16 protein-coding genes are annotated in these 19,767 nt (G+C 69.7%); 7 read left to right on the forward strand and 9 right to left on the reverse strand.

All coding sequences use genetic code 11. The features are described from left to right. Nucleotides 1-16: 16 nt before the first annotated feature. From GTZ93_RS04690 to purF, 5 genes are all read right to left on the reverse strand, one after another. Nucleotides 17-1,210: an efflux RND transporter periplasmic adaptor subunit gene (locus GTZ93_RS04690; protein ID WP_139921136.1), complete on the reverse strand. Its 1,194-nt coding sequence runs from the start codon at nucleotides 1,208-1,210 to the stop codon at nucleotides 17-19. A 132-nt stretch (nucleotides 1,211-1,342) separates the two neighbouring features. Further along, entirely contained in the window at nucleotides 1,343-2,668 is a 1,326-nt protein-coding gene (locus GTZ93_RS04695) for a TolC family protein (RefSeq protein ID WP_139917778.1), read from the reverse strand. A gap of 157 nt (nucleotides 2,669-2,825) precedes the next feature. Next, a complete protein-coding gene (locus GTZ93_RS04700) occupies nucleotides 2,826-4,193 on the reverse strand; it encodes a sigma-54-dependent transcriptional regulator (protein ID WP_139917776.1) in 1,368 nt (455 codons plus the stop codon). Next, nucleotides 4,190-5,824, reverse strand: coding sequence for a sensor histidine kinase (locus GTZ93_RS04705; RefSeq protein WP_167547809.1), 1,635 nt, complete (start codon nucleotides 5,822-5,824; stop codon nucleotides 4,190-4,192). The genes GTZ93_RS04700 and GTZ93_RS04705 overlap by 4 nt, the downstream gene beginning before the upstream one ends. A gap of 1 nt (nucleotide 5,825) precedes the next feature. Beyond that, nucleotides 5,826-7,208, reverse strand: a complete 1,383-nt coding sequence (gene purF, locus GTZ93_RS04710) for an amidophosphoribosyltransferase (protein WP_167547810.1) — start codon at nucleotides 7,206-7,208, stop codon at nucleotides 5,826-5,828. Between the two features lie 166 nt (nucleotides 7,209-7,374). Here purF and GTZ93_RS04715 point away from each other — a divergent pair, with 166 nt between their 5' ends. Both GTZ93_RS04715 and ypfJ read left to right on the forward strand, forming a co-directional pair. Next, a complete protein-coding gene (locus GTZ93_RS04715) occupies nucleotides 7,375-8,691 on the forward strand; it encodes a neutral/alkaline non-lysosomal ceramidase N-terminal domain-containing protein (RefSeq protein ID WP_139917770.1) in 1,317 nt (438 codons plus the stop codon). Between the two features lie 127 nt (nucleotides 8,692-8,818). After that, nucleotides 8,819-9,676, forward strand: coding sequence for a KPN_02809 family neutral zinc metallopeptidase (gene ypfJ / locus GTZ93_RS04720; protein ID WP_139917768.1), 858 nt, complete (start codon nucleotides 8,819-8,821; stop codon nucleotides 9,674-9,676). Nucleotides 9,677-9,689: 13 nt separating this feature from the next. On the opposite strand, the gene GTZ93_RS04725 is transcribed toward ypfJ, so the two are convergent. Further along, entirely contained in the window at nucleotides 9,690-10,139 is a 450-nt protein-coding gene (locus GTZ93_RS04725; protein WP_139917766.1) for a hypothetical protein, read from the reverse strand. Between the two features lie 352 nt (nucleotides 10,140-10,491). On the opposite strand from GTZ93_RS04725, the gene GTZ93_RS04730 reads away from it, so the two are divergent. Next, nucleotides 10,492-12,039 (forward strand): parallel beta-helix domain-containing protein, encoded by a 1,548-nt coding sequence (locus GTZ93_RS04730; protein WP_139917764.1) that lies wholly within the window; start codon nucleotides 10,492-10,494, stop codon nucleotides 12,037-12,039. Nucleotides 12,040-12,078: 39 nt separating this feature from the next. Further along, a complete protein-coding gene (locus tag GTZ93_RS04735) occupies nucleotides 12,079-13,299 on the forward strand; it encodes an SO2930 family diheme c-type cytochrome (RefSeq protein WP_257979134.1) in 1,221 nt (406 codons plus the stop codon). 17 nt (nucleotides 13,300-13,316) lie between these two features. Here the strand turns inward: GTZ93_RS04735 and GTZ93_RS04740 are convergent, their stop codons facing one another. Next, nucleotides 13,317-14,594 carry a dicarboxylate/amino acid:cation symporter gene (locus tag GTZ93_RS04740; protein WP_139917760.1) on the reverse strand — a complete coding sequence of 426 codons (1,278 nt, stop codon included), beginning with the start codon at nucleotides 14,592-14,594 and terminating at the stop codon, nucleotides 13,317-13,319. Nucleotides 14,595-14,755: 161 nt separating this feature from the next. Between GTZ93_RS04740 and GTZ93_RS04745 the strand changes: the two genes are divergently transcribed. Further along, a complete protein-coding gene (locus GTZ93_RS04745; RefSeq protein ID WP_120577837.1) occupies nucleotides 14,756-14,947 on the forward strand; it encodes a hypothetical protein in 192 nt (63 codons plus the stop codon). 23 nt (nucleotides 14,948-14,970) lie between these two features. After that, the gene (locus GTZ93_RS04750) at nucleotides 14,971-15,684 is read left to right on the forward strand and encodes a S8/S53 family peptidase (protein ID WP_139917758.1); all 714 of its coding nucleotides are present in this window, start codon (nucleotides 14,971-14,973) and stop codon (nucleotides 15,682-15,684) included. A gap of 18 nt (nucleotides 15,685-15,702) precedes the next feature. Here GTZ93_RS04750 and GTZ93_RS04755 read toward each other — a convergent pair whose 3' ends face one another. Continuing rightward, nucleotides 15,703-17,817: a catalase gene (locus GTZ93_RS04755; RefSeq protein ID WP_180946050.1), complete on the reverse strand. Its 2,115-nt coding sequence runs from the start codon at nucleotides 17,815-17,817 to the stop codon at nucleotides 15,703-15,705. A gap of 141 nt (nucleotides 17,818-17,958) precedes the next feature. Continuing rightward, a complete protein-coding gene (locus tag GTZ93_RS04760) occupies nucleotides 17,959-18,981 on the reverse strand; it encodes an NADP-dependent oxidoreductase (protein ID WP_120577834.1) in 1,023 nt (340 codons plus the stop codon). A 154-nt stretch (nucleotides 18,982-19,135) separates the two neighbouring features. On the opposite strand from GTZ93_RS04760, the gene GTZ93_RS04765 reads away from it, so the two are divergent. Beyond that, a complete protein-coding gene (locus GTZ93_RS04765) occupies nucleotides 19,136-19,693 on the forward strand; it encodes a Uma2 family endonuclease (RefSeq protein ID WP_139917782.1) in 558 nt (185 codons plus the stop codon). Nucleotides 19,694-19,767: the final 74 nt, after the last annotated feature.

Consider the following 19,767-nt stretch of genomic DNA (forward strand, 5'->3'; position numbering starts at 1 on the left):
TTCCGTCGTGGGGACTTCAGTCCGCCAGTTCGATCTGGTTCTCCAGCAGCAGCGCGCCCCGGGCGACGAACCGGTCTCCGGAGGCGAGGCCCCCGCGCAGCTCCACCTCACCGTCGCGGCGGCGGCCCGGCGTCACGGCGACCCGCTCCAGGCGGTTCGAGTCACGGGCGACGAAGACGACCGAGCGCGCTCCGTCCGTCACCACCGCGCTGTCAGGGACCCGCACGCGCTTGACGCCTTCGGGGGGCGTGGGCGTCACCTCCACGAAGGCGTTGGGGCGGAAGCGGCGGTCGTTGTTGGGGACTCGCACGCGCACCTCCACGGTGCGGCGCAGCGGATCCACCACCTCGGCGACGCGGTCCACCTTGCCGGCACGGACGATGCCGTCTCGCGTGGTGACCGTGACGTCCTGGCCGGGGGACATGTCCATCGCGTCCGCCTCCTGGAGGTCCGCGAGGACCATGACTTGATCCAGGTCCGACAGGCGCACGAGCGGCTTGTCGCGGTCCGGGGTCACCTCCTGGCTGGCCACCAGGTCCTGGTCCACCACCGTTCCGGAGCGCGGCGCCGTTACCCAGAAGAGGTTCTCGCCTCGCGAGGACACGCGGAGGCTGCCTTGCTTCGCCTTCGCGGCCTCCAGGGAGATTTCCGCCTGACGCAGCTCCGTCTGCGCGGCGAGGAGCTCCTTCTCCGGGGCGGCTCGCAGGGCCACCAGCTCCTTGAGGCGGTCCGCGTTGCGGCGCTTCTCCGCGAGCTCGGCTTCCGCGCCGCGCTGTTCGCGCACTAGCTCCGCGAAGGCGCCGGAGCGCACGCTGAAGAGGTCGTCACCCTGCTTCACGCGGTCTCCGGGACGCACGCGGACTTCCTCCACTCGGCCCGCGAGCGGGGCCCCTACGGACGCGGTGCGCGCCTCGTCGAACTGCACTCGTGCGGGGGACGGGAGTGGGGTGAGGGCGCTGCCCTCGGTGGCCACTGCGAGCTGTACGTAGTGCCACTGCGGTGCTCCGTCCGGCAGGTGCACCGTTTCGCCCTTCACGGTGGGGCCGCTGATGGCGGTCTCGCTCTCCGCGATGGAGTCGGTGGGGGCCAGCACGTAGAGCAGCACACCGATGCCCAGCAGGCCCGCTCCCGCGAAGGCCATCCAGACCGTGGTTCGGCGGGATGGAGTGGTGCTGGACGTCGGAGCAGCGGCGGTGTCGGGGGTGTTCATGCGGGGGCTTTCTGGAAAGTGGGAGGGATCGCGTGGGGCTCACGCGGAATGGGACGGCTCGTCAGGGGCGGGCAGGGCGGTGTTCGTGCTTCGAGGAGCGGAGGCAGGAGCGGGGGAATGCGCCTGCCGTCATCAGGAGCGGGGGTTGGTCATCGCGTCCGGTGCGCGCGGACCGGCGGCGCTGGTCCGGGCGATGGCGATGGTGAGGCGGTAGGCGGTCTGATCCAGGTCGGCCGCGTGCAGCACCAGCTCGCCGTAGGTCCGGCGCGCGAGGAGCAGGTCCTGCAATGCCGCTCCTCCTGCCTTCACCGCCGCGTCCAGGCGCTGCACCACGCCTTCGGCCAGCGGCAGCGTTTGCGTGTGGAGCTTCTGCCTGCGCTCCTGCACCGCTCGCAGTTGCTGGTTCAGGACGTCCGTCTCCCGCGAGGCCTGGGCCGTGAGCAGCTCTCGCGCGGTCCTCGCGGACTGGGCGCTCGCGCTGGCGGCGTGCGCGTCCGCCTGACCGTGGTCGAAGAGGGGGAGCGGAATCGACAGGCCCACGAAGAGGGAGTTCTTCTGGTTGCCGGAGATCATGAACTGGTCTCGCGTGTAGCCAGCTCGCACCGTCGGATCCGGAATCCAGCGGCGCTGCGCCAACGTCAGAGAGGACCGTGCGGAGTCCTCCTGCGCGCTCAGGGCCCGCAGGTCCGGCCTTGCTTCGATGGCGACGGGGGCGGGCGCCTTGTCGAGCCTCGCCTGGAGGAAGGACATCGCCCGCTCGTGGTTTCCGAACGGCTCACACGGAATGCCCGCGAGCTGCGCGCATGCGAGCAGCGCGTCCGTGAGCTTCACCCGCTCCTCTCCCAGCGACGTCTCCAACGACTGTGCCTCCAACGTGGAGCGGTCCACGTCCAGGCCCGCGGCGTCGCCGTGCTGCTGCCTGGCGCGTTGCAGGTCCGTGAGCTTCAGCGCGTCGTCGGTGAGCTTCGTCAGCTCCGCGATGCGCACCTCCAGGGTGGCCACGTCCGCTGCTCGCTCCAGCACGTCGTACGTGCGAGCCCTCAGCGCGGCGTGCACGTCCAACGTGGTGGCGGACAGCGCCGCCTTCGCCGCGTCCTGACGCGGGCCCCGCTTGCCCAGCTCCACCAGCTCCGACAGTCCCACGACGTAGTTGGGCACGTCGTCCAGGCGGCGCAGGCCCGGCGGGTTCGTGGCGCCGATGGGGATGGTGTTCATCGACACGTCCAGCTCCGGATTGGGCAGCAGGTGCGTGCGCTGGTGACCCGCTCGCGACGCCGCGAGGCGGGCGCGGTCGTCCGCGAAGTCGGCGGAGTGCTCCCAGAGGAGCTCCGCCAGACCGTCGTCGTCCGGCAGGGTGGAGAGCAGCAGCGTGGAGGAGGACGTGGGGCGCTGCTCGGCACCGGCGGTGAGACCGAGCAGGGTGCCCAGGGCGATGAGTACGGGGAGGGAACGGCGCAAGCGGCAGGCTCCGGTGAGAATCCGGAGGAGCCCCATCGCAAGCCGTGTGCCCGGCCTGGCCCCAGCAAATCCGCGCGGATGCGACGCCGCGCGACTTCAAAATCCTTTCAGAGCCCGCGACTTCAAAATCCTTTCATCGCGGGCACTGCAAATCGCTTCAGGTGTCACCCAGACGCTTGAGGAAGGTCGGATAGGACAGCCCGAGCGCCTTCGCCGCCTCCATGCGCCGGCCGCCCAGCCGCTCCAGCACCCAGCGCACGTACGCCTGCTCCAGGTCCTCCATGGGCACGGGCTCCGTCACGCTGAAGGCTCCCGGCGCCACCGCGGCGGATGCCTCCACCTTCACCGCGGCGCTCACGGAGGGCGTGCCGCCAAGCACCTCCAGCTCCAGTTCCGGTCCGGACTCCAGCACCAGCGCCCGCTCCAGGATGTTGCGCAGCTCGCGCACGTTGCCCGGGAACGCATACGCCGCGAGCCTCGCGCGGGCCTTCACGCCCAGGCTGACGTCGCGCCGGCCCAGCTCGCGGCCCAGGTCCGCGAGCATCCCTTCCGCCAGCGGGAGGATGTCCTCGCGCCGCTTTCGCAGCGGCGGGATGTCGATGCGGAACACGCCCAGGCGGAACCAGAGGTCCTCTCGGAAGTTGCCGCCCGACATCTGCTTCGGCAGGTCCCGGTTGGTGGCGGCCACGATGCGCGCGGTGCTCGTCTGCTCCGTCGTACCACCCAGCCGGCGGAACCTCCCCGAGTCCAGGAACGTGAGCAGCTTCGCCTGGAGCGGCAGCGGCAGTTCGCCCACTTCATCCAGGAAGAGCACGCCGCCGTGGGCCACCTCCACCAGGCCGCGCCTCGCGGTGCGCGCGTCCGTGAAGGCGCCCTTCTCGTGGCCGAACAGCTCGCTCTCCACCGTCTGCTCGGGCAGGGCCGCGCAGTTGATGTGCACGAAGGGCGCGCCCCCGTCCTTCGACGCGAGCGCATGCAGGTGCCGCGCGAGCTGCTCCTTGCCCACGCCCGTCTCGCCCAGCAGCAGCACCGGGCTTCGCGGCGACGCGGCGATGCGCTCCAGCATCGCGAACACCCGCTGCATCGCGGCGGACGTGGGGGGCACCAGCCGGCGGCGGCCGGACAGCTCCGCCTCCGCCGTCTCCAGCCGGTCCCTCAAACGGCTCGCGTCCACGGCCCGGCGCGCGCGCAGCACCAGGTCGGCCAGCTCCACGGGCTTGGCCAGGTAGTCCGCCGCGCCCGCTCGCACCGCGTCCACCGCGCTGGCGATGTCTCCGTGCGCCGTCACCATCACCACCGCCACGCCGGGCGCGTGCGCCTTCAGCTCCGGCAGGAACGTGAGCCCGTCTCCATCCGGCAGGCGGCGATCCAACACCAACAGCACGGGCGTGGTCTTCGCCAACGACGCGCGGGCCTCGTGCAGCGAGTGCGCCACCGTGAGGCTGAAGCCCTCGCGCTGGAGCGCCACCGCCGCGATGGAGGAGAAGGCTCGGTCGTCATCCACCAAGAGGACGGGGAGGCTCATGGCCGGGGCACTCGGGGAAGGTGGAGGAGGAAGCGGCTGCCGTCGGGAAGGCGCTCGAAGGTGAGCTGTCCGCCCTGATGCTCCAGCGCCTGGCGCGTCATGGCCAACCCCAATCCGATGCCCTTGGGCTTGGAGGTGTGGAAGGGCTCGAAGAGGTGCTCCTGCACGCCCGGCGGTGGCCCGCCCCCGTTGTCCTCCACCGTCACCACCGCCGCGTCCGCGTCCAGGCGGGCGCGCACGCGCACCTGGGGCTCTGCCACCTTGCCCAGGTCCTTGGCCGCCACCGTGGCCTCCATCGCGTTGCGCACCAGGTTGTCCAGCGCGGTGGTGAGCAGCAACGGGTCGCACGACAGGGGCGCCGCGTCCGGGGGCACGTCCACGTCCACGCGCACTTCCCCCGCCTCCGGCAGCGAGCGCAGGCCTTCCACCACGTCACGCACCAGCTGGGACAGGTTCACGTCCACGCGGCGCACGACGGGCGGCTTGCCGAAGTTGAGCAGCGACGTGGCCAGGTGCGCCAGCCGGTCAATCTGGCCGTGCAGCGTGCGCACCACGAGCCCGCCTTCCCCCTCCGGCGAGACGAGGCCGGTGGCGGCCTTGAGGCCGTTGAGGGAGTTCTTCACCTCGTGCGCGATGAGGCTGGCGGCGCTGCCCAGCGCGGCCATCTTCTCCTGCTGCGCGGAGCGCGTCTCCACCTCGCGGAACAGGCCGTAGACGCGGCGCCAGTGGACGGTGAAGAGCACCAGCGTGCCCACCTGGAGCAGCGCCAGCACCAGCAGCTGCACGAGGAAGCGGTCGCGCAGGCCGGACAGGAGCGCGGTCTCGTCCGCGGCGAGCACCAGGTGCAGCCCCGTGCCGGGCACGGGCGTGGCGGTGAGGAAGGTCTCCGGCATCGCGTCCAGCGACGGGGGCCGGACGCCCTCGCGGATGAAGTCGCGCAGCTCTCCGGACGCGCGCGACACGTTGGCCCATGAGGGTGGCGCGCTCGGCAGGAAGAGGTCTCCCGAGGCGTTGAGGACGAGCAGCTCCAGGTCGTTGCTCAGGGGCCGCCCGCCCGGCAGCGCCGTCCCCGTGTCCAGCAGGCCCGCGAGCACCGCGGTCGTCTCGCCCGCGCGCACCACCGGCACCGCGACGACGAAGAGGGACGCGCCCGGCGCGATGGCGTCCACCACCGACGTCTGGCGCGCGAGCACTTGTTGGAACCAGGGGCGCGTGGCGAAGCCGTCCTGGGCTTGCGCCTCGTCGAGCGGTGGGTCGCTCCAGCGCAGCTTGCCCTGCGCGTCCAGCACCATCACGCCCGCGTGGAAGAGGCCGGCGCGGGGCGTGGTGAGGTCCTGGAGGTCCTCGGTGGGCAGCTCGCGCTTCACGTCCGGGCCCACGCCCTCGGACACGCGCAGGAGCTCCGTTTGGAGCAGCTTCAGGTGCAGGCCCAGCGCCTCCGCGTAGACGCGGGCCTCGCGCGTCATGCGGGACTGGAACTCCGCACGGGCCACGGCCACGTCACTGCGGTAGGAGAGCAGCGGTCCCGCGACGGCGACCGCGCCCAACAACACCAGGCCCGCGACGACGGAGCGGACGAACTGCCGCTCCGCCTGGGCGAGCCCGGGCCGGCCCGAAGGCGCGGCTGACATCTCAGGCGCTGAGCTTGGTGGCACCCGCGCTCTGGGACAGCTTGTCGGTGAGGTACTGCCCGGAGAAGCACGCGGTGCAGTAGGTGCTCCGCTTCGGGTCCTCCACCGCGGTGCCCAGGCCTTCCAGCGACAGGTAGCCCAGGGAGTCCGCCGTCACGTACTTCGCGATTTCATCCGTGGTGTGGCTGGCCGCGATGAGCTCCGTGCGGCTGGGCGTGTCGATGCCGTAGTAGCAGGGCCACTGCGTGGGCGGCGACGAGATGCGCAGGTGCACCTCCACGGCGCCCGCGGCCTTGAGCATCTTCACGATCTTCCGGCTGGTGGTGCCGCGCACGATGGAGTCGTCCACCACCACCACGCGCTTGCCCTTGAGCACCTGGCGCACGGCGGACAGCTTCAGCTTCACGCCGAAGTGGCGGATGGACTGCTGCGGCTCGATGAAGGTGCGGCCCACGTAGTGGCTGCGGATGAGGCCCACGTCGTAGGGGATGCCGCTCGCCTGCGAGAAGCCGATGGCCGCGGGCACGCCGGAGTCCGGCACCGCGATGACCAGGTCCGCCTCCGCGGGCTGCTCGCGCGCCAGCTGCATGCCCAGGCGCTTGCGCACCTCGTACACGCTGCTGCCGAAGAGCACCGAGTCCGGCTTGGCGAAGTAGACGTGCTCGAAGATGCAGCGGCCCAGCCGGGCCGCGGGCTTGAACGGCATGCTGGAGCGCAGCACGCCGTTCTCGATGACGACCAGCTCGCCCGGCTCCAGCTCGCGGACGATCTCCGCCTCGATGAGGTCCAACGCCGTCGTCTCGCTGGCGAGCACGTAGGCGCCTTCCTTCATCTTGCCCAGCACCAGCGGCCGGAAGCCGTTGGGGTCGCGCACCGCGATGAGCTTGTCCTCGGTGAGGAGCAGGATGCTGTACGCGCCCTCCACCCGGCGCAGCGCTTCCACGAGGCGGGCCTCGAAGGTGGGCTGCTTGGAGCGGGCGAGGAGGTGCATCACCACCTCCGTGTCCGCGTCCGACTGGAAGAGCGCGCCCTCCGACTCCAGCTCCGCCTTGAGCTCCACCGCGTTCACGAGGTTGCCGTTGTGCGCGATGGAGAACTGGCCGCCCGCGTAGTTCACGAACAGGGGCTGGGCGTTCTTGATGCCACTGCCACCCGCCGTGCTGTAGCGCACGTGGCCGATGGCCGCCTTGCCGGGGAGCCCTTCAATCACCGGCGCGGTGAAGATGTCGGCGACCAGGCCCATCTGCCGGTGCGCGCGCAGGACGTGCCCGTCGGACGCGACGATTCCGGCGGACTCCTGTCCGCGGTGCTGCAGGGCGTGCAACCCCAGGTACGTCAGGTTGGACGCCTCTCCGTGACCCACGATTCCGAAGATGCCGCACATGGCGCGCTGCCTTACCCCTTTCGACCGCGAAGCGGAACAGGAACGCACGCCTTGAAGGTGGGTATTCCACCATCAGCCGACGTCGGCCCTTGTAGGCCAGGCAAGGCACCGTTGCCCGAAAGGTAGGAGCCGCCTGGAAGCGCCGAGGGGTTACGCTGCCTCCGGCATGTCCTCTTCCCGGCGCTCCTTCCTCCGCCCCTTGCTGCCCTTCGCCTTGTTAACGGCCGGGGCCGCCTACGCGCTCGCCTCCTGGAACTGGTGTGGGAGGTGGGAGGAGCGCACGCCCGAGGTGCTGTCACAGGTGCGTGGCGAAGGTCCTCTGCGCGCGGGCGCGGCGAAGGTGGCCCTCTCTCCGCCCTATCCGGTGGTGGTGGCGGGCTACGTCCCACCCCGGCCCGAGGCGAGCCAGGCCGAGCTCCCCCTCCATGCGAGGGCCCTGGTGCTGGAGGCCGGTGGCGCGCGCGTGGGCGTGGTGTCGCTGGAGCTGCTCCTGGTGACGCCGGAAATCACGGCGCGGGTGCGCGAGCGCGTCGCGAAGGCCGGGGTGAAGGAGGTGTTGGTGGTGGCCACGCACACGCACTCCTCGTTTGGAGGCTACGACGCGCGGTGGGCGGCCCAGCTCTCCGGCACGGGGCGCTACCGGGAGGCGTCCGCGAACGCGGTGGTGGAGGGCGCGAGCGAGGCGCTGGAGAAGGCCGCGGCTTCCATGAAGGACGTGACACTGGAGGTGGGCGGCGCGGCGGACGCGGAGCTCGTCCATTCCCGCTCCGGTGGGGATGTCCCGGACGGCCAGCTCACGCGGGCGGTGTTGCGCGGAGCGGAGGGGCCCGTGGCGGAGGTGCTGGTGTTCGCCGGGCACGCCACGCTCATTCCCCGGCAGCGGTCGCTGTTGGATCCGGACTTCCCGGGCCGGCTGAGCGCGCTGCGCGAGGAGGCGGGGAGTGGCGTCACGCTGTTCGTGCAGGGCAGCGAGGGCAATGCGACCGTGTCCTTCAACGAGGGCCAGGGCCCCGAGCGCGCCCTGGGCTTCGCGCGCAAGCTATCGGCGCTGGCGGATGGCGCTGCCCCGGCGTCCGTGACGGAGCCGGTGCGGCTGGCGTTCGCGCGAGTCCAGACGGCGCTGCCCCGGCCGGACTCTTCGCGGCTGGTGCCCGCCTTCACCCGCGCGGCAGGGGACAACTTCCTGTGCGCTTCATCACCGCGCGAGGCGGAGGTGGATGCGCTGGCGCTGGGGCCCCTGGAGCTGCTGTCCATCCCGGGAGAGCCCACCGTGGGCGCGGGCCGCGCGCTGGCGGACCTCACCGGGGCGACGCACGTGCTGGGGCTCGCCAACGGCTACGTGGGCTACCTGGACACGCCTGAGAAGGTGCGCGAAGGGCAGGGCGAATCCCGGCGCCAGTACTTCGGTCCCGCCCTGATGGAGCGCCTGGGCACCGCCGCGCGCGTGGCCTCTGGGGCGGTCGGCTTCTCTCCCATCAAGTAGGGGCTCGTCCGCCCGCCTGCCCTGCGGACCTCCTGCCATCCGTCCACTCCGGGCCCGCACCGTCGCTGACGGAGGGCCCGCTGCCTACCTTGGTCCTCGGAGCGTCTTCACTGACAGGGGGAACAGGATGAGGTGGGAAGGCGGACGTCGCAGCTCGAACATCGAGGACCGGCGGGGCGGTGGCTTCGGACGCCCGCTCGCGGTGGGCGGTGGCGCCGCGTCACTGGTGGTGGCCCTGCTGGTGATGCTGCTGGGCGGCGACCCGTCCGACGTCCAGATTGGCACGCGCACCTCTCCGTATTCGCAACCGGGTACGGGCGGCTCCGGGAACGTGGATCCGCAGCAGGAGAAGCTGAAGGACTTCGCCTCCGTCGTGCTCGCGGACACCGAGGACACCTGGCCCGGCCTGCTGGAGCCCCAGGGCGTGCGCTACGTGCAGCCGCGGCTGGTGCTCTTCTCGGACGCGGTGCAGTCCGCGTGCGGCATGCAGGAGAGCGCGGTGGGGCCCTTCTATTGTCCGGGCGACCAGAAGGTGTACCTGGACCTGACCTTCTTCGACGAGCTGGAGAGCCGCTTCGGCGCGCCGGGTGACTTCGGCCGCGCGTACGTCATCGCGCACGAGGTGGGGCACCACGTGCAGAACCTGCTGGGCGTCTCCCGCAAGGTGCAGTCCCTGCGCAACCGCACGAGCGAGGAGCAGGCCAACCAGCTCTCCGTGCTGACGGAACTCCAGGCGGACTGCTTCGCCGGCATCTGGGCCCACCACGCGCAGAAGGAGCGGAACATCCTGGAGCAGGGGGACGTGGAGGAGGGCCTGGGCGCCGCCAGCGCCGTGGGCGACGACACCCTCCAGAAGCGCGCCCGGGGCTACGTCGTCCCCGAGTCCTTCACCCATGGCTCCGCCGCGCAGCGCATGACCTGGTTCAAGCGCGGCCTGGAGCAGGGGACGCTGGAGGCGTGCGACACCTTCAACGCCCGGCGGTAGGTGGCGCAAGGGCTCAGCGCACCCGCGTGGCGCCCGGCCCATGCATCGGCGGGCGCTGCTGCTGCGTGCCGATGAGCGGCTGCTGGAGCTGGTACGTCCCATTCAGCGGCTGCTGCAACTGGTACGTCCCGTTGAGCGGTTGCTGGAGTTGATATGAGCCGATGAGCGGTTGCTGGAGCTGGTACGTGCCGACGAGCGGCTGCTGCAGCTGGTACGAACCGGCCATCGGCTGCTCGAGCTGATACGAGCCGGCGAGGGGCTGCTGGAACCCGCTCTCCGCGGGCGGCTGATACCAGTAATTGTTCCAGAAGGTGCCGTCGCCGGAATCGCTTGTCAGTGATTGCCGGTCATCCAGGTTCTGCGAGTCATTGCCATCCGGGGCAGTCATCGCTTCGTCCTGCTGCGCCAGGGCCGGACCTGACGCGAGCGCCACCACCAGGGTCACCAGGGTTCCAGTGCGCATGGGCGTCCTCGTTCTTTCCGTCGCGGGAGAGGGGAACCGCGCCGCGACCTCCTTCTCAAGATGACCGCGCGGGTCGGCTGCGGGGAGCGCGGTGTCCTCGCCCACGGGCCTGACCGCGCGCCTGTCATGGGGCCGTGCGTCATTCGCATTCCGGACACATTGCGGACGATAGGCTTACCGCGTGCGCGTGCTTTTTTGAGCGTGACTGAAGGGGCGCCGCGTCAAAACACAAACGTGAAACTTGTGCTTGTCGCCAGTGTGTCTTTGCTCCGAGCATGCCGCCTTCCCGCTGCTTCGCGGGCCGCGGGCGCTTCCCCGTGGCCCATGCGGAGCGGCCTCGCGGAGGAACGACATGCCCCGTTTGCAGTGGACTCGCGCTACGCGCGCGACCGTTCTGGCCCTGGTAGGGGCCCTCTCGTTGACCGCCTGCTCGGATGACGACGACAACACGCCGGATTCGGGCGTGAAAGTGGACGCGGGTACGAACACGGACGCGGGCACGAACACGGACGCCGGCAGCGACGCGGGCAGCGTGGACACGGGCATCCCCTGGGACGGCGGCAGCGCGGGGACCTTCTCCTGCGAGGGCAAGGCCCAGGCGATGCTGAACTTCGCACCGGGCCAGGAGGAGGCGCTCCAGGACCAGGTGAACACCATGGCCGAGTGCACCACCATCAATCTGGCGGCGGGCACGTACACCTTCGACAACGCCATCACCATCCGCCAGAACGGCATCACGCTGGTGGGTGCGGGCAAGGGCACGAAGGGCGAGGGCACCGGCGGGGCGAGCAGCACGGTGCTGGTGTTCACCAACGCCGCGGCGAACTCCAACGGCCTGGACGTGGTGGGCAATCTCTTCACGGTGAGCGACCTGGCGGTGTGGAACGCGAAGAAGGACGCCATCCGCGTGGAGTCCTCCATCGACGTCGTCATGCGCCGCGTGCGCACGGAGTGGGCGGAGGCCGACAAGGAGAGCAACGGCAAGTACGGCCTGTACCCGGTGAAGTCCAAGTACGTCCTCATCGATGAATGCGAGGCGTACAACGCCGCGGACGCGGGCATCTACGTGGGCCAGACGGAGTACGCCGTCGTGCGCAACAGCGTGGCGAAGCAGAACGTGGCGGGCATCGAGATCGAGAACACGAAGTACGCCTACGTGCTGGGCAACACGGCCCAGGACAACACCACGGGCCTGGTGGTGTTCGACCTGCCGGGCAACCCCATCATGGGGACGGACATCCGGGTGAAGAACAACACCATCACCGGCAACAACCGGCACAACTTCGCGTCCGTCGCGGCCAGCAGCAGCACGGTGTCGCAGGTGCCGGCGGGCACGGGCACGTTCATGCTGGCGTCGCGCCGCGTGGAGCTGACGGGCAACACCTGGGGCAACAACAACACGGTGGACGTGGCGGTGCTGAGCGGCCTCACCATCGAGGACGACGTCGCGCTGTGGGCGGCGGGCGGCTTCAACTTCGCGAGCTCGGACGTCTACATCCACGGCAACACCTTCCAGGGTGGCAGCGGCGACAACGTGGACAACGGCAACCTGAGCCCGCAGCTGCGGCCCCTGGGCGCGGCCCTGGCGGCGCTCTACACCTACGGCGAGACGCAGGGCGCGAAGGGCGTGGAGCACCTGGTGTGGGACGGCGTGGACCCCTACGGCCATGCCCGCACGGAGCTGAACCCCATCAACATCTGCTTCGCCGACAACACGCTGCCCTCGGGCACCGTCAACGCCATCGCGGACCTGGACCTGGTGGCGGCGGGTGCGGCCGCGGCCACGGGCAACTTCGCGGGCGGGTGGGCCCTCACGCGGCACTACCCGGCCTCGAAGGCGGAGTTCAACTGCTCGGGCTTCAGCCCCGCGCTGACGATTGGCGACTTCATCAAGCCGTAACCGAGGTCAGGGAGCGTGACACCCATGTGGACGTCGTTCGTGAGCCCCCGTCTCTCCGTGGTGCTGCTGGCGTTGACGCTGGCAGCCTGCGGTTCCTCCGACCCGGAAGGCCCCGGGCCCACACCCGACTCGGGGACCGTGGATGCCGGAACGGGGGACGCGGGGGTTCCGGACGCGGGTGAACCTGACGCGGGCATGGATGCCGGAACGCTCGATGCGGGCGTTCTGGACGCGGGGCCTGTGGATGCAGGGCCGCCGCTGGCCATCCCCAATGTGCTGTCGGGCTTCGGGCTGTTCACCGGAAGCCCGGCGGACGGAGGGCTGGTGCCGGTGGAGGGCAACGTGCCCTACACCCTGTCCACCGTGCTGTTCTCCGACTACGCGGTCAAGTCACGCACCCTCTACATCCCCCCCGGCAAGACGGCGCACTACGCGCCCGTGGATGCGCTGGACCTGCCGGTGGGGACGCTCATCACGAAGACGTTCGCCTTCCCGGCGGACTTGCGGAAGCCGGACCAGGACGTGCGTTTCATCGAAACGCGCGTCCTGGTGCGCCAGCCGTCGGGATGGGAGGCATGGCCCTACGTTTGGAATCCGGCGCAAACGGAAGCTGATCTGGCCACCGGAAGCCGTGCGCGCGACGTGACGTTCATCGACCTGGAGGGGGAGACCCGGTCGTTCCGGTACTCGGTCCCTTCCAAGAACCAGTGCCAGCAGTGCCACCACCTGGTGGATGAGAAGGGCGACCAGGTGATGCACCCCATTGGCGTGAAGGCGCGCTACCTGCACCGCACGAACACCTACGGAGGCGTGGAGCGCGACCAGCTGGAGTACCTGGCGTCGCTGGGCAAGCTGGACGGGCTGCCCGCCCAGGCGGAGCTGCCGAAGGCGCCGGACGCGTTCGACCCGCAGTCGGCGAACCTGGACACGCGGGCGCGCACGTACCTGGACATCAACTGCGCGCATTGCCACAACCCGAAGGGCACGGCGGGCATCACCAGCCAGCTGTTCCTCAACTTCGACAACACCAGCCTGTTCTCACTGGGCGAGTGCAAGCGCCCGGGCTCCGCGGGAGCGGGCGTGGGCGGCGAGTTCGACATCGTCCCCGGCAACCACGCGGAGTCCATCCTCTGGTACCGGCTGCACACGGAGGAGTCCGGCAAGATGATGCCGCAGATTGGCCGCACGATTCACCACGCGGAGGGCGCGCAGCTCATCGCGGATTGGATCGACTCGATGCCCGCGAAGACCTGCAAGTGACGACCTGCAAGTAGCGCTCAGGCGGCCGGCGACGGGGGCTCCTCCAGCCCCACGTTGCTGGACGCGCGGTTGTAGACAGCCAGGTCCAGGAGGCCCTCCTCGCGGGCCACCAGGACGGGCACCAGCATCTGGCCGGTGACGTTGGTGAGGGTGCGCATCATGTCCAGCACCCGGTCGATGGCCAGCAGGTAGCCCAGCCCCTCCAGGGGCAGCCCCGCGGAGCTGAGGACGACGGTGGTCATCACCACCGCCGTACCGGGCACGCCGGCGGTGCCGAAGCTGCCCAGCACGGACGCCAGCAGGATGATGAAGAGCTGGGGCGCGGACAGCGTCAGGCCGAAGTATTGGGCGATGAAGAGCGACGTCATGGCCGGGTAGATGGCGCCGCAGCCGTCCATCTTGATGCTGGCGCCCAGGGGCACCGCGAACGCCGCGTAGTCCCGGTCGACGCCCAGGTTGTGGGTGACGCTGCGCAGGGCCACCGGCATGGACGCGAAGCTGGAGGAGCTGACGAACGCCACCTGCATGCCCGGCGCGGCGCCCCGGAAGAAGCGCAGCGGGTTGAGCCCGTGCGCCGCGAGCAGCCCGCCGTACACGAAGACGACGTGCACCGCGCACGCGAGGTACAGCGTGAGGACGAAGGTGCCCAGGGGTAGCAGGCGCTCGAAGCCGTAGGTGCCCACCAGCGCGGCGATGAGGCCGAAGGTGCCCAGCGGCGTCAGCTCCAGCACGAAGCGGGTGACTTGAATCATCGCGTCGCTGGCCTCGCCCACGAGCGCGCGCAGGCGGGCGGTGCGGTCCCCCAGCTTCACCAGCGCGAAGCCCAGCAGGCCCGCGAAGAAGATGACCTGGAGCATCTTCCCTTCCGCCAGCGCGGCGAAGGGGTTGGTGGGCACCACGTCCAGCAGCACCTGCACGGGGCCGGGCACCTGCTTGGGCTTGAAGTCGCTGGCCACCTGGAGCGTGCCCACGCCCAGGCCCGGCTTCGTGAGGGCCGCGGTGCCCAGGCCCACGCCCACGGCGAGCGCGGCGGTGACGGCGAACCAGAGGAAGGTGCGGCCGCCCAGCGCCGCCACGCTCTTCTGGCCGCGCAGCGCGGACACCGCGTGGATGACGGCGAAGAACACCAGCGGTGTGGCGATCATCCGGATCAGCTGGACGTAGAGCGTGCCCAGCGGCTGGAGCCACGTGCCGGCGCGGTCGCCCAGCGCCCATCCGGCGAGCGCTCCCAGCACGAAGGCGCCCAGCACTCGCTGCCAGAAGGGAATGCGAAACCAGCGGGCCCAGAGCTTCATCGCGAGACACCTCTCACACCGGTGGACCGGCAGACCCTAACCCCCTCGCGAGTCCGGCGCTGCGTTCCCCTTCGAGGGACGCCCCACATCATTGCGACCCGCTCACTGGCCCCCTAGGCTCCTTCCTGCTTTTCCCCCAATTCAACGCCGGGAGTGTTGCCATGAAGTTCACGAGCAAGGACGTGTCGAAGCTGCTGGAGGAAGTCAGCGGGTCCGAGGACCTGATGGGCCACGCCTGCGCCACGTCGTACCTCAACGGCCAGCACTACACCTGGAGCGGTACCCAGTGGGTGGGCACCTACTTCCCGGTGCTCAAGTATCCGGTGGGCGAGGACTCGAGCAGCTCCTGCTAGGCGTGTCGCAAGGCCCTGCCCCCATGAAGGTCGCCATCGTGGACAGTGGTGTGTCGGCAGGCTTCCTTCGCGGGGCGGGGCTGTCACTCGCCGGGGCCGCGAGCTTCACGGTGGACCGGGAAGCGCGGCGCCTGGAGTCCCGTGTCCACTCGCGTGAGGAGCTGGCGGCCTGGCGCGGCGGCGACTCCGTGTTGGAGGACCTGGAGGACACGCACGGCCACGGCACCGCGGTGCTGAGCATCCTGATGGAGCAGGGCCGTCCCGGTGCCGACGTGGAGTGGTACGTCGCGCGCGTGCTGGATGGGCGGATGCGCGGCGATTCGCTGGGCCTGCTGGAAGCGCTGGAGTGGCTCACGCAGGACGTGCGGCCGGACCTCATCAACCTGAGCCTGGGCACCGTGGGCCGCGCCTTCGAGGCGCCCCTCACCGCGCTCCTGGACCGTGCGGTGGAGCAGGGCAGCCTGGTGCTCTGCGCCGCGGGTCCTGTATCGGGTCTGCCGTCCGGTTTGCCGTCGGTGGTGACGGTGGCGGACGCGGCCATGGCCCACGCGCTGAGGAAGGGAGACATCGTGGACCACGTCGAGGACTCGGCCACGGTGCGGCTTTACGCGGACGGCGCCTGGTGCGAGCGCCCCATCACGAGCAGCTATGCCTGTGCCCTCGCGGCGGCGCGGGTGCTGCGCGAGGGCTGTCCTGCCGGGTGGCGGCGCGTCACCGCGTCACAGCGGACGCGGTGACATTCGCCTCAGTGGACCTCAGGCCGGGACGCGGTCGTTGTCCTTGCGGTCCCAGTGCCGGTGCTTCGCGAGCGCCTTCGCGAACGCGGTGGCCAGCGCCGCGCCGGCCCCTGCCTTGGAGCCCGCGACGACGCCCGGCGCGGCCGGGTCGATTTCACAGGCCTTGAGCAGCTCCTCCGCGTCCTTGGATGCGCCCACCGTCTTGCAGTGCAGGTAGGCCTCCTGCACGAAGTGGCGCGACTCGCCGTCCTTCTTCAACGTGGCCACGCTCGCGGCGCCGCCGGGGATGAAGACGCCGTCGTACTCCACGGAGGCCGTGGTCATGGCGCTCTTGTCCACTGGCACGTCCTTGCCGTTGGAGGCCTTCACCGTGCCCAGGCGCTTGGCGATGACCTTCAGTTGGGCACCTTGTGACTCCAACTCCTTGCGCAGGGCCATCAGCTCGTCCGCGTCCACGCCGTCCGCGACGAGCACGCCAATCTTCCGCGTCTTGATGGACGGCGGCGTGGCCAGCTTCATGGCCTCCATGCTCAGGGCCTTGGACGCGGGAGGGCCCTTGGGCGTGACGGGCGTGGCCTTGGGCGCGGGCAGGCCCAGCCCTTCCGCCACGGCCGACACCAGGAGGGCGTCGATCTTCGCGAAGTGCTCCAGCACGCGCTCCTGGATGGCCTTCGTCTCCACCTTGCCCAGTTCGAAGCGGCACGCGTCGATGAGGTGCTGCTGCTCCGGTTCGGACAGGCTGCGGAAGAAGAGGGCTGCCTGGCTGTAGTGGTCGTTGAAGGAGGCGGCGCGCTCGCGCACCTTCTTGCCGCTCACCTGCTCCGGGTGGTGCACGTAGCCGCCCTGCTGCTGGGCCGCGAGGAACGGGCAGCCGCCGCCCAGCGAGTTGGGGAAGTAGTTGGCGCGGCCCACGTTGCTCGTGTGCCGGCCGAAGCCGTCCTGCTGGTGGTTGTGCACCGGCGCCACCGGGCGGTTGATGGGAATCTCCGCGAAGTTCGGCCCGCCCAGGCGCGTCAGCTGCGTGTCCAGGTACGAGAAGAGTCGCGCCTGCATCAGCGGATCATCCGTGAAGTCGATGCCCGGCACGATGTTGGCCACGCAGAAGGCGACCTGCTCCGTCTCCGCGAAGAAGTTGGTCGGGTTGCGGTTGAGCGTGAGCTTGCCCACGGGCTGCACCGGCGCCACCTCCTCCGGGATGAGCTTGGTCGCGTCCAGCAGGTCCACGCCCAGCGCCTGCGCGTCCTTCTCCTCCAGGATTTGAACGCCCAGCTCGTACTCGGGGAAGTCGCCCTGCTCGATGGCCTCGTAGAGGTCGCGGCGGTGGAAGTCCGGGTCCTTGCCGCCGAGCTTCTGCGCTTCATCCCAGACGAGCGAGTGCGTACCCAGCAGCGGCTTCCAGTGGAACTTCACGAAGCGCGCGGTGTTCTTTTCGTCGATGAAGCGGAAGGTGTGGACGCCGAAGCCCTGCATCATCCGGAAGCTGCGCGGGATGGCGCGGTCGGACATGATCCACATGATCATGTGCATCGTTTCCGGGACGAGCGACACGAAGTCCCAGAAGGAGTCATGCGCCGTCTGCGCCTGGGGAATCTCGTGGTGGGGTTCCGGCTTGGCGGCGTGGATGATGTCCGGGAACTTGATGCCGTCCTGGATGAAGAAGACGGGGATGTTGTTGCCCACCAGGTCGAAGTTGCCTTCCTCCGTGTAGAACTTCACCGCGAAGCCGCGCACGTCACGCGCGGTGTCCGCGGAGCCGCGCGAGCCCGCGACGGTGGAGAAGCGCACGAACACGGGCGTCTTCTTGGACGGGTCCTGGAGAAACTTCGCGCGGGTGTACTTCGCCTGGGATTCGTAGACCTGGAAGTAGCCGTGGGCGCCCGCGCCGCGCGCGTGGACGACGCGCTCGGGGATCCGCTCGTGGTCGAAGCGGGTGATCTTCTCTCGGAAGTGGAAGTCCTCCAGGAGAGTGGGACCGCGAGCGCCAATCTTGAGCGAGTCGTCGGTGTGCTCGACGCGGATGCCCTGGTCCGTGGTGAGGAAGTTGCCAGTGGGCTCCGCGCGGTCCTTCGCGAGCTGCTGGTCCTTGCTCTTCTCATCCACGCGCACCGCGTCCGGCTGTTTCTGTGAGGTCACCGCACTGCCTCCTGCGAAAGGGCGTGCAGGGTGCCGGACGCGGCGGAGGCCGCACGTCTTGTGTCCCGCGTCTGGGAGATGCAGGACGCAAGACGGCGGCTGTGTCCGGTGGCGTTCGTTCGCGACGTTGGCCAGCGAGCGTCAGGCGTCCTTCGCCAGGCGCACCAGCATCTTGCCGGTGTTGTCGCCGCGCAGCAGGCCGATGAAGGCGTCGGGGGCCTTGTCCAGGCCGTCCACGATGGTGGAGACGTCCTGGACCTTGCCCTCGCGCAGCCACTGGCCCACGTCGCGCAGGAAGTCCGCCCGGCGGTCCGCGTGGTCCATGACGATGTAGCCCTGGAGGGTGAGGCGCTTGCCCACGGCGAGTCCCAGGTTGCGCGGACCGGGCGTGGGGGCGGTGGCGTTGTACACGGAGATGGCGCCGCACAGGACGATGCGGCCGTGGTTCTTCATCAGGCCGATGGCGGCCTCGAGGTGGTCGCCGCCCACGTTGTCGAAGTAGACGTCGATGCCGTCCGGGCAGGCCTTGGCCAGGGACTCGGCGATGGGCGCGGACTTGTAGTTGATGGCGGCGTCGAACTTCAGGTCATCGCGGAGGTGCTTCACCTTCGCGTCCGAGCCGACGCTGCCCACCACGCGGCAGCCTTTGATGCGGGCAATCTGGCCCACGACGCCACCCACGGCGCCCGCGGCGGCGGACACGAAGACGGTGTCTCCGGCCTTCGGCTTGCCGATGTCGAGCAGGCCCACGTACGCGGTCATGCCCGGCATGCCGAGCACGCCGAGGTACGCGGAGAGGGGGCCCACGGACGGGTCGGCCTTCTGGTAGTGCTTCGCGGGAGCGACGGCGTATTCGCGCCAGCCGCCGGTGCCGGCGACGACGAAGTCGCCTTCCTTGAAGTCAGGCGAGCGCGAGCGGATCACCTGGCCCACGCTGCCGCCGTCCATCACTTCGCCCAGCTTGAAGGGCGGGACGTAGGACTTCGCGTCGTTCATGCGGCCGCGCATGTACGGATCCACGGACATGAAGTGGTTGCGCACGAGGACCTGGCCCTCGGCGGGTTCCGGGACGGTGACCGTGGCGAACTCGAAGTTGTCCGGCGTGGGCTCACCGTGCGGGCGGGACTTCAGGCGGATTTCACGTCCCTGGAGCGGCGTGGCCATGAGGGGGCCTTTCGTGAAGATGGAAGGAAGCGCGGGCCTCTTAACCACCACGTGGAGGCGCGGCAGGGAATTGGACGGGGAATCGTCTTGGGACGTATAGGGTTGCTGATTCTGTGAACAACCCAGGATGTTGGATGAGGATTGGGAGCGCGTGATGGGAAAGAAGCCTGCGACCACCGCGGATCTGGATGCACTGCCCGAAACCAAGGTGGGCGAAATCATCAACGGCGAGCTGTACGTGAGCCCTCTGCTCAAGCCGCAGGACTCCTTCATGCTGTCCTTCGTGTTGGTGGAGGTCATGCAGTTCTTCGACAAGAGGATGCAGGGGCCCGGTGGTTGGTTCATCACGCGCAAGGCGGAAGTGAACATTGGCGACGACATCCTGGTCGCCGACCTTCTTGGCTGGCGACGGGAGCGGGCGCCAAGGATCTGGGATCCTGATCCCGTCATTCTGACGCCTGATTGGGTGGGCGAGCTGCTGACGCCTGAAACGGAGGTCCTGGATCGCGAGCTGAAGTTGCCTCTGTACGCGCGCGCGGGAATTCCGCATGTCTGGTTCCTCGAGAGGGAGTCCCGGATGCTGGAGTTGTTCCAACTCGAGGCGGGGCGCTATGTGCGAAGGGCCATCCCCCTGGATGCTGAGCCCGTGAGGGTCGAGCCCTTCGAAGCCTTGGCCCTGGATTGCTCCTATCTCTGGACGCAAGTGTACTGAGCAGGACGTCCGCTTCCGGGCAGCGACTCATGGCGGGCGGCCGGCCGAGCACGGATTCAGGTGCGCGCGGGCAC

The organism is Corallococcus exiguus (assembly GCF_009909105.1).
Taxonomy (GTDB): domain Bacteria; phylum Myxococcota; class Myxococcia; order Myxococcales; family Myxococcaceae; genus Corallococcus; species Corallococcus exiguus.